Here is an 8,529-nt window from a genome sequence, read left to right as displayed (position 1 = left end):
GGAATGTTTCGAGCAGCCAGAAAGCAAATAAAGAAAACGCCCCCGTTAGCATCGCAAGACCGACCGCAATCAACAAGATACCAGATATCTTCTCGATCAACCCCATATGCCGCTTGAGCGCGTTCATCACGCCCATCGCACGATCAATAAAGAAGGCTGCCAGCAGAAACGGAATGCCCAGCCCAAGCGCATAAAGGCCCAGCAATGTCGTACCGCGCGCAACATTGGCTTCGGAGGCGGCTAAAGACAGGATCGCCCCAAGCTGCGGACCGATGCAGGGCGTCCAGCCGAAAGCAAAGGCAAGGCCAAGCACATAGGCACCAAAGGCGCTACCGCCGCGATCACCTGCATCAAGGCGCGCTTCGCGATCAAGAAATCCGATGCGGAACACACCCAGAAAATGCAGCCCGAAAACGATGATGATAGCGCCAGCAATACGGCCGAATAAGACCTGGTTCTGCAAGAAAAACGCACCAAACACCGAGGCCGTGAAACCGAGCAGCAAAAAGATCGTGCTTAGACCCATGACAAAGAAAATCGCGGCGATACCGGTCTGGCGGCGTCCTGCGCGCGTTCCTTGCATTTCAGGCAATGACACACCGCTCATAAACGCCAGGTAAGGCGGCACAATCGGCAAAACGCATGGGCTTAAAAACGATACAACGCCAGCCAGCATGGCAACCAGCATTTGCGGCCCGAGGCCAAGGGATATGAGATCAATTTCTGACATGCCCCCACTTAGCCCGAGCACGCTACAGAAGCAAAGTCACAAGGGCGTGGACACAGTGACACATCACGACTAAATCACGCTTATGCGACACATACTTGATGCCACCTCCCTGCTCTGCCCCCTTCCGGTTCTCAAAGCGCGCAAGCGTTTGCAGCCGCTGGCCGTTGGCGATGAGCTGGAAATGCACGCGGATGACCCTGCGGCCATCATCGACGTTCCGCATTTTTGCGCACAAGCAGGTCATTCGCTGATCGAAACCCGCGATGATGGTGCAGTGCAGATTTATGTGATCCGCAAAGGCGCATAAGCGCGCATCAAACAAAAGCGGTTTACCAACAAAAAAACGCCGCGCATGACACGCGGCGTTTCAATATTCTTTAGTGCGTGAACACCCTATTTTCCCAAGGACCACCATCCGCGGCGCTTGGGCTTGCTCGGTTCAAACGATCCAAGCGACTTTGGCCCGCTCGCAGGCTCTGCGACTTCCGGCTCTGTCACAACGCTAGGCTGCTCTGCCGGTTCTGCTGCTGCGGCAACTTCGACAACAGGCTCTGCGACGACCGGTTCACTCTGAACCACAGGTGCAGCTTGCTCAACGGCAGCGGCCTCAACAACCGGTTCTGTCTGTGCAACAGGCGCAGCGGTTTCCGCAGGTTCTGCCGCAGCTTTCGCTTTCGCAGGTGCTTTTGGTGTCGCAGGCTTGCGCGTGCGTGGCTTTGGTTTCGGCTTCTCCGCTTTAACCTCTGGCTCTTTGCTTTGCGCCGCATCCACAGGCTCGCTTGCCTCTGTTGCTGCATCTCCAACAGGCTCTTTCACCGTTTTTGGCTTTGGCTTGCTACGCGATCTGGAAACGGTCTTTGGCTTCGTTTTCACCGCTGCGTCATCTGTCACCGCTTCCGCAGAAACAGCTGTTTTCGCGCCTTGATCCGCGCCATCAACGCGCGCTTCACCATCACCGGATGCATCGCTTTGGGAAGATGCGTCGGCAGACGTGCCATTGTCATCGCCATCGCCATTGTCACCGTTCTGGTGATCGTATGATCCAGATTTTTTGCCACCCCGGCGACGGCGACGACGACGCTTCTTCGGCTTGTCCTCACCCTCTGCGCCATGCTGGCCGTTTGATTCACCTGCCGATTCTTCTTCGTCGTCTTCATCAACGATATCTTCGTCAATTTGATCCATCAGTGAAGTATCGACGGAAACAACATGCGCAGAAGGCTCTGGCACAACGCGCGTCGCTGTTTTGAATTTCTCCATCGCGAAATCGGGGCTGACCATATGGGGGTCACCCTCGATCCGAACAGACAAACCATAACGCAGTTCGATCTGGGCAATATGTTCGCGTTTCTGGTTCATCAGATAGTTGCAGATCGCGACAGGGCAACGCACCAGAACCTCGCGTGAGCGACGGCGCACACCCTCTTCTTCGATCTGGCGCAGGATATTCAGCGCCATATTGTCATCGGAGCGGATCAAGCCAGTGCCGTGGCACGACGGGCATGGCGCAGTTGTGGCTTCGATCATGCCTGGGCGTAAACGCTGGCGTGACATTTCCATAAGACCGAAACCAGAAATGCGTCCGACTTGAATACGCGCACGATCCGACTTGAGCTTGTCCTTCATCCGCTTCTCGACAGCGGCGTTGTTCTTGCGTTCGTCCATGTCGATGAAGTCGATGACAATCAAACCCGCAAGGTCACGCAGACGGACCTGACGCGCAACTTCTTCTGCGGCCTCAAGGTTGGTCTTGGTCGCTGTATCTTCGATCGAGCCTTCTTTGGTGGCGCGCCCAGAGTTCACATCAACCGCAACCAAAGCTTCGGTCGTATCAATAACAATGTAACCGCCAGACTTCAGCTGAACTGTCGGGTTGAACATGCCAGACAGGTAGCTTTCTACTTGGTAACGAGCGAAAAGTGGCATGGATTCAGCATATTGCTTCACGTTCTTCGCGTGGGACGGCATAATCATTTTCATGAAGTCCTTGGCGATGCGATAGCCGCGCTCGCCCTCCACGAAGACTTCGTCGATGTCGCGGTTATAAAGATCGCGGATCGAACGCTTGATTAGATCGCCTTCCTCATAAATCTTCGCAGGTGCGATAGATTTGAGCGTCAGCTCGCGAATTTGCTCCCACAGGCGTTGCAGGTATTCGTAATCGCGCTTGATTTCGGTCTTGGTGCGTTTGGCACCTGCGGTGCGCACGATCAGACCTGCGCCCTGAGGCACATCAATTTCGTTCGCTATCTCTTTGAGTTTCTTACGATCTACCGCATTGGTGATCTTGCGGGAAATACCGCCGCCACGGGCCGTATTTGGCATCAGCACGCAATAACGCCCTGCAAGGCTTAGGTAGGTTGTAAGCGCCGCGCCTTTATTGCCGCGCTCTTCTTTCACAACTTGAACCAGCAAAATCTGGCGTACTTTGATGACTTCTTGAATTTTGTAGCGACGTGGACGTGGCTTGCGCAGTGGGCGAATATCTTCGGCGTCATCTTCTTCTGAAACCGATTCAATCGTTTCGTCGCGCTCGGACGCGCTCAACTGCGATGAAGTGCCGTCTTTATCATCCTGCGCTTCGCTCTCCTCATGAGCGTCATCATCCGCAGCTTCATCCGCGGCTGGCGTATCAACAGGCGTTTCTGCAACCGTCTCCATCGGGGACGATCCTTCCAGAACATCAGTGTCCTGCGCATCTTCGCTCAGATCAATCGTTTCCATACCGGTGATTTCAACGCCGGCATCATCAGACGTGTTTTCGATCTCTTTACTGACAACAGCATCATCGCTGCTGACCTCGGCCGCTTTCGAGGACGAGCGACGACGCGAGCGGCGCGGTTTCGGTTTGTCCTGCTCGTCTTCACGTGCGCGCTGGCTTTCGGCATAAGCGCGCTCTTCCTCCATCAGGGCCTCACGGTCCGCAACGGGGATCTGATAGTAATCAGGGTGAATTTCCGAGAACGCGAGAAATCCGTGACGGTTTCCACCGTAATCCACAAAGGCCGCCTGCAGGGACGGCTCTACGCGGGTTACTTTTGCGAGATAGATGTTGCCAGCAAGCTGGCGTTTGTTTTCGGATTCAAAGTCAAATTCCTCAACCTTGTTTCCGTCGACCACCACAACACGGGTTTCTTCCGTGTGGGAGGCATCGATAAGCATTTTCTTAGCCATGGTATCCGTTTGCGCCCGGCGCGAAGAACAATAGCCCGATCACAAAAGCGATCAGGCGGTCTATTGGTCCGGCTTGCGGGGCGTCTGATTTGGGCGAAATGGCGCGCACGGAGGCAGAGCCCTTGCGGGGCTCCTGCTCTGGTATTCGTATCCTGCGCGCGCTTCATCGCGGTTCTGCTCCGACACGTCACGTTTTCACAACATGCATGCCCGTTAAATTGCCGCCCTTTTGTTTAAAGAAACGGCGCGTCGTAAGGTCAACTGACATCTATTTGAACTAGATCACCAAAAGACCGTATCGGTCTGCCTCCAAGCACCTTTGCTATGGCAAAGTGGGCTGCAGCGAAACTCTCCCGGTCCTTGTTCGCGCTCGCGACCACGGACCGTGTGTCATACATAGGGTCTAACATAGGGTCTGCGCAATGGGTAAATGACTTCAATTTATCCAAGCCCAGTTCTCAAACCGTGTTGGCCGCTCCAAAAATCGTGGTTTCTGAATACCCCAAGATCGTCACAATTGCGGCATGAAACCGCCCGCTCGTTCCGCATAAATCAAAAGATCGATCAGAAAAACAAACCAATTCGAGAGCATCAAAGCGCCATCACGCGCATGACGTCACAGGAAGGAAAGCCAATGGCAAATTCCAAACCACCAACACCGCCGGAAAAGCCAAGCCAAAGCGCGCCAGCCCCGAAAAACGGTGACAAAGCAGAAAAACCGATCGCATTTACCGACTTCGCCAGTATCTGAGCAGGTAAATCAATGCTAGATTAGCTTGATGAGTGATCCCGTTTCTTCCATCCCAAATCTGGGCCCTGCCAGTGATGCCAGCTTCGCCAAAGCCGGAATCACCAGCGCCGCTCAGGTTCGCGCGCTCGGCGCTGATGAAACCTACTATAAACTGCTAAAGTCGGGCACGCGCCCGCATTTCATTGGCTATTATGCCTTGGTGATGGGGCTTCAAGGCCGCCCTTGGAATGATTGTCAGGGCGCTGAAAAAGCGGCGCTTCGCAAGACCTTTGATCGGATCAAAGCCAAAGCAAGCAACACAAAAGAAAAGGGCCGCTCCGATTTGGAAGCAGCCCTTGATCTTATCGGGGTTGTCGAGAAACCTCGCAAAGCCTAACGGCTTCTTTGGTCCTTCAAATACCTCGGGGGTTTGGGGGCTGTCCCCCAATCCCGGATTTAGCCAACCAGTTCGAGGCCAGAGAAGAAAAACGCGATCTCTTCTGCAGCTGTCTCAGGCGCATCAGAGCCGTGAACAGAGTTTTCGCCAACTGATTCCGCGAATTCTGCGCGAATTGTACCCGCAGCGGCATCCGCTGGGTTTGTTGCGCCCATGACTTCACGGTTCTTTGCGATTGCGTTTTCGCCTTCGAGAACCTGAACCACAACTGGCTCGGAAATCATGAATTCGCACAGCTCGCCAAAGAACGGACGCTCAGAGTGAACACCGTAGAAAACCTGCGCTTGTGCAAGTGTCATTTGAATACGCTTGGATGCGACGACGCGCAGGCCAGCTTCTTCGAATTTAGCAACAATTTTGCCCGTCAGGTTGCGGCGTGTTGCGTCTGGTTTGATGATCGAAAATGTGCGCTCGAGAGCCATGATAGATTTCCCTTATTTGAAAGGCGCGCCGCCCCATGCGACAAGCACCCGTAAATTCTGTGGCGCGCTTAGCATGGGCCACTGGCTATGAAAAGCCGCGAAGTGCGTAATGCGCGATATCACCGCTGGTGCCAGCGCAATCGCTCTGCTATCTGCCCGCCATGCTAAAGATATCAGACATCACATATTCCGTCGCTGGCCGCACGTTGGTCGAAAACACATCCGTCACAATACCGACTGGTCACAAAGTCGGGCTTGTCGGGCGCAATGGCTCTGGCAAAACGACGCTGTTCAAGGTCATTCGCGGTGAAATGGTGCTTGATACCGGCAACTTATCAATGCCGCAGTGCTGGAAAATCGGCGGCGTTTCTCAGGAAGTTCCTGGAAACGAGGTGTCTTTGATAGATACCGTTTTGCGCGCCGATACCGAGCGTGAAGCGTTGCTTGCAGAGGCTGAAACAGCCACCGACCCTGCCCGCATTTCCGAAGTACAAACCCGCCTGAGCGATATTGATGCCTGGTCCGCCGAAGCGCGTGCAGCGACGATTCTCAAAGGTCTGGGTTTCACGCATGACGAGCAACTCCAGCCTTGCTCTGCTTTTTCTGGTGGTTGGCGTATGCGCGTTGCGCTGGCCGCGGTTCTGTTTTCTGAACCTGATCTTTTGCTGCTCGATGAGCCGACCAACTACCTCGATCTGGAAGGTGCGCTCTGGCTTGAGGCCTATCTGGTCAAATATCCACATACGGTGTTGATCGTCAGCCACGACCGCGAGCTTTTGAACCGTTCGGTTGGCGGCATTCTGCATCTCGAAGACAAGGGTCTGATCTATTATACAGGCACCTACGATATGTTCGCAAAGCAGCGCGCGCAAAAACGTGCCCTGATGGCCTCAGCGGCGAAAAAGCAGGAAGCCAAACGCGAACATTTGCAAGCTTTTGTGGATCGCTTCAAAGCCAAGGCTTCCAAAGCCAAGCAAGCGCAATCGCGCGTCAAAGCATTGGAAAAGATGGAAACAATTCGCGCACCCGAAGACGTGGCGCGTACCGTGTTCACCTTTCCCAAGCCCGAAGAACTGTCCCCGCCGATCATCGCGACCGAAAAAGCCTCTGTCGGTTATGGCGAGACGATCATTCTACGCGATCTGAACCTGCGCATTGACCAAGACGACCGTATCGCCCTGCTTGGCCGTAACGGCGAGGGTAAATCGACGCTTTCCAAAATGTTATCGGATCGCTTGAAGATCGCCAGCGGCAGCATGGTCACATCGAACAAGCTGCGCATCGGCTTTTTTGCGCAGCATCAGGTGGACGAGCTTTACATCGATGAAACCCCGCTAGAGCATTTGTTGCGCGAACGTCCCGCTGAAGGCCAAGCCAAATTGCGCGCGCGCCTTGCCGGTTTTGGCCTTGGTGCGGATCAGGCAGATACGCAGGTCGGACGGCTTTCTGGTGGGCAAAAGGCGCGTTTGTCGCTGTTGCTGGCCACCCTGCCCGCCCCGCATTTGCTAATCCTCGACGAGCCGACCAACCACCTTGATATCGAGAGCCGCGAAGCCCTTGTTGATGCGCTGACCGCCTATACGGGCGCCGTCATTCTGGTAAGCCACGACATGCACCTTTTGTCGATGGTCGCTGATCGACTGTGGCTGGTGAAGGACGGGCATGTTTCCGTTTATGAAGAAGATCTGGAAGCCTATCGCAAAATGCTGTTGTCCTCTGACAAGCCAGCCAAGCAAGGCAAGGGCAACAAACCCGCTGACAAACCCAAGCCCAAAGGCCCGTCGCAGGATCAGATCAAAGCGATGCGCGCGGATGTGCGCAAATGCGAAGAACGCATGAGCAAAATCGACGACATGCGTGATAAACTGGCGAAAAAGCTGGCCGATCCTGTCCTTTATGAAGACGCGCGCAAGGGTGAACTTGAGACGTGGAACAAGAAATACGCGGAAGTCATGGAGGCCCATGGCCGCGCGGAAGCCATGTGGATGGCCGCACTTGAAAAGCTGGAAGCCGCGGGCAAAGCATGATCGACACAGCGTTTTTCATCACCTCGTTTGTGACGCTTTTTGTTATCATTGACCCGATCGGGTTGACGCCGCTTTTCGTTGCCCTGACGCAAGGGATGAGCGTGCAACAACGCCGCGCAATTGCCATTCGCGCGACGCTGACTTCTGCGGGCATCCTTGCGATGTTTGCGATTTTTGGCGAAGCCGTTTTGGGGTTCATCGGAATTTCAATGGCCGCATTCAAAATTGCAGGCGGCATTTTGTTGCTCTTAACCGCGCTTGATATGCTTTTTGAGCGGCGCTCGAAACGACGCGAGGACACGGCCGAAGAAGACGAGGATCTGGATGATCCTTCTGTTTTTCCGTTGGCTATTCCCCTTATTGCGGGCCCTGGCTCTATCGCGACGGTGATCTTGCTTTCCGGTACGCACCCCGGGTTCACGGGCCTTGGTTTGTCGCTTGCCGTAATGGCGCTGGTTCTTGTTGTGACATTCATTTTCTTCGAGGCCGCGACCCCGTTAGAGCGTTTGCTTGGCAAAACCGGCATCAATGTTGTGTCACGGCTTTTGGGCATGCTATTGGCTGCGCTCGCAGTGCAATTCATGCTGAATGGCCTGCAAGACTTTGGTCTTCTCGGATAAGCCCCTACATAAGGCACGAAGGAGAGCACTATGGCGCAGCTTTCGGGCGATGATTTTGGCAATCTGATCTATCTGGCACTGCTTGGCGGTGTCATTGCGTTCTGGTTTTTCACATCCGGGCGCAATTCGATGAACAAAATACTGCAACAAATGGCGGTTTGGGCGCTGATTTTCATTGGCGTGATCGCGGCCTATGGCATGTGGGGCGATATTCGTCAGACGGTTGTGCCCCAGCAAAGCGTTATGAGCGGCGGCGAGCGGATCGAGCTGCCGCGCGCGCGCGATGGGCATTATTACGCAATGGCTTTGGTGAACGGCGTTGCGATCCGTTTTGTTGTTGATACTGGCGCAACAGGTGTTGTTCTGCGT

The 8,529-nt window shown here is 54.5% G+C and carries 8 protein-coding genes; 5 read left to right on the top strand and 3 right to left on the bottom strand.

Features of this window, described 5'->3' with window-relative positions; genetic code table 11:
* Positions 1-730, bottom strand: a 730-nt coding sequence (locus tag WBC85_RS02310; protein ID WP_424433065.1) for a cytochrome c biogenesis CcdA family protein, incomplete at its 3' end; no start/stop codon positions are given.
* Between the two features lie 82 nt (positions 731-812).
* On the opposite strand from WBC85_RS02310, the gene WBC85_RS02305 reads away from it, so the two are divergent.
* The gene (locus WBC85_RS02305; RefSeq protein ID WP_424433064.1) at positions 813-1,037 is read left to right on the top strand and encodes a sulfurtransferase TusA family protein; all 225 of its coding nucleotides are present in this window, start codon (positions 813-815) and stop codon (positions 1,035-1,037) included.
* A gap of 86 nt (positions 1,038-1,123) precedes the next feature.
* Here WBC85_RS02305 and WBC85_RS02300 read toward each other — a convergent pair whose 3' ends face one another.
* Complete coding sequence (locus WBC85_RS02300; RefSeq protein ID WP_424433063.1) at positions 1,124-3,904, bottom strand: Rne/Rng family ribonuclease; 2,781 nt, start codon at positions 3,902-3,904, stop codon at positions 1,124-1,126.
* 779 nt (positions 3,905-4,683) lie between these two features.
* Here WBC85_RS02300 and WBC85_RS02295 point away from each other — a divergent pair.
* On the top strand, positions 4,684-5,031 hold the full coding sequence (locus WBC85_RS02295; protein WP_424433062.1) for a TfoX/Sxy family protein: 348 nt from the start codon (positions 4,684-4,686) through the stop codon (positions 5,029-5,031).
* 59 nt (positions 5,032-5,090) lie between these two features.
* Here WBC85_RS02295 and ndk read toward each other — a convergent pair whose 3' ends face one another.
* The gene (ndk, locus tag WBC85_RS02290; RefSeq protein WP_424433061.1) at positions 5,091-5,513 is read right to left on the bottom strand and encodes a nucleoside-diphosphate kinase; all 423 of its coding nucleotides are present in this window, start codon (positions 5,511-5,513) and stop codon (positions 5,091-5,093) included.
* Between the two features lie 161 nt (positions 5,514-5,674).
* On the opposite strand from ndk, the gene WBC85_RS02285 reads away from it, so the two are divergent.
* From WBC85_RS02285 to WBC85_RS02275, 3 genes are all read left to right on the top strand, one after another.
* Entirely contained in the window at positions 5,675-7,540 is a 1,866-nt protein-coding gene (locus WBC85_RS02285) for an ATP-binding cassette domain-containing protein (RefSeq protein ID WP_424433060.1), read from the top strand.
* Positions 7,537-8,160, top strand: coding sequence for a MarC family protein (locus tag WBC85_RS02280; RefSeq protein ID WP_424433059.1), 624 nt, complete (start codon positions 7,537-7,539; stop codon positions 8,158-8,160). Before WBC85_RS02285 ends, WBC85_RS02280 begins: the two co-directional genes overlap by 4 nt.
* A gap of 30 nt (positions 8,161-8,190) precedes the next feature.
* Positions 8,191-8,529 (top strand): retropepsin-like aspartic protease family protein (locus tag WBC85_RS02275; RefSeq protein ID WP_424433058.1); only part of this gene is annotated, 339 nt, incomplete at its 3' end.

The sequence above is a fragment of the Planktotalea sp. genome (genome assembly GCF_049680325.1).
Taxonomy (GTDB): domain Bacteria; phylum Pseudomonadota; class Alphaproteobacteria; order Rhodobacterales; family Rhodobacteraceae; genus Planktotalea.
Note: the sequence above shows the minus strand (reverse complement) of the source record. Positions and strands in the feature narration are given on the sequence as shown.